The following is a 1,300-nucleotide window of genomic DNA, read 5'->3' as shown; positions in this document are numbered from 1 at the left end:
GAGCGAAAACAGAGCTGCTTTTCTGTGGGAGCGGGCTTGCTCGCGAAAAACCTGAGAGCGCCGCGTTCATCCAGAATGCCCGCGTCATCGTTAACGACCTTCGCGAGCAAGCCCGCTTGTATGCTAGGACTTGAAGGGAGGAGGAGGGACAAAGCCCGATTCTGACTGTTGGCGCAGTACAGACCGTGGGAGATTTCGCCCCTCCTCCTTTCACCCAAGCGCCGATAAAGAATGCATCTGGCTATGACCGACGATAGGAACAAGCCTGCGCCTCTGGGTGAGCCCTTCAAGTGCTCAAAACCATAGCCCGGAGGAAGTCCCATGGCAATGCCAGTTCCTGTCTCAAAGCCGATCGTTGGCGTCGATGTTGCTAAAAATGAGCTGGTGATTTACCACGCCGAACTCGATCTGCTGGAAGTAATCCCGAACAACAAAACCGCCATTAAAAAATGGCTGAAGGCCCTACCGGGCACCGTGGCAGTTGCGATTGAAGCTACCAACATCTATCACTTGGAGTTCGCTGATCTCGCCTATGAAGCTGGCTGCGTGATCTACATGGTGGGTGGATATGAGCTCAGCCATTATCGTAAAGGTGTGAATATCCGGGCTAAAACCGACGCCCAGGATGCCAAATTGCTCGCTCGCTATTTAAAAAACGAAGCCGATGAACTTCGTCCCTGGACGCCGCCATCTCCTCTGTATCGCCAGCTTTTGAGTCTTTTCCGCCGCCGGGCGGCGCTGGTCCAGGCACGCGTCAGCCTGACTCAAAGCTGGGCGAATGAGCCGTTACTGAAGGCCTCTTTTACCGAGCAGGTGAAGTCGATGCAAAAGCTAGAAGGCCTGATTGAAAAGATGATCGGTGATCGCCTGAAAGAAGCTGGACTGTCGGATCAGCTAAAGCGTTGCTTGAAAGTTGAAGGTATCGGTTTTTTGACTGGAGCCCGCTTGGTTACTAGCTTTCAACGAGGTGATTTTAGAAACGCAGACGCTTTCATCGCCTTCTTGGGCATGGATTTACGCGTTTCTAAGTCAGGACAGAAAGATAATCGTCGTAGCTTGAGCAAACGTGGCGACTCAGAAGCTCGGCGTCTTTTGCACAACGCAGCGATGGCAGCTAGCCGAACGGCTGCATGGAAGGAGTTTTATCAAGCGCAACGGGCGCGGGGTTACAGCACCACTCAGGTGCTGGTAATGCTGGCCCGCAAGCTTGCTCGAGTGGTATTTGCCTTGCTAAAAGGACAAAGCGAATACCAACCAAAGGTTGGTTGAGGGTTGCCCCTCAACCATAGAATCTCCCACA

Annotated in this window: 1 protein-coding gene; it reads left to right on the top strand. The window is 53.0% G+C overall.

All coding sequences use genetic code 11. The features are described from left to right. The first annotated feature begins 327 nt into the window (after nucleotides 1-327). Nucleotides 328-1,269: an IS110 family transposase gene (locus HX824_RS32400; RefSeq protein ID WP_371316509.1), complete on the top strand. Its 942-nt coding sequence runs from the start codon at nucleotides 328-330 to the stop codon at nucleotides 1,267-1,269. The last annotated feature ends 31 nt before the right edge of the window (nucleotides 1,270-1,300 follow it).

This window comes from Pseudomonas sp. D4002 (assembly GCF_013385665.1).
In the GTDB taxonomy this organism is placed as follows: Bacteria; Pseudomonadota; Gammaproteobacteria; order Pseudomonadales; family Pseudomonadaceae; genus Aquipseudomonas.
Note: the sequence above shows the minus strand (reverse complement) of the source record. Positions and strands in the feature narration are given on the sequence as shown.

Bases quoted from the DNA above. Each gene is read 5' to 3' on its own strand.
- HX824_RS32400 (WP_371316509.1), top strand. From the start codon at position 328: ATGCCAGTTCCTGTCTCAAAGCCGATCGTTGGCGTCGATGTTGCTAAA.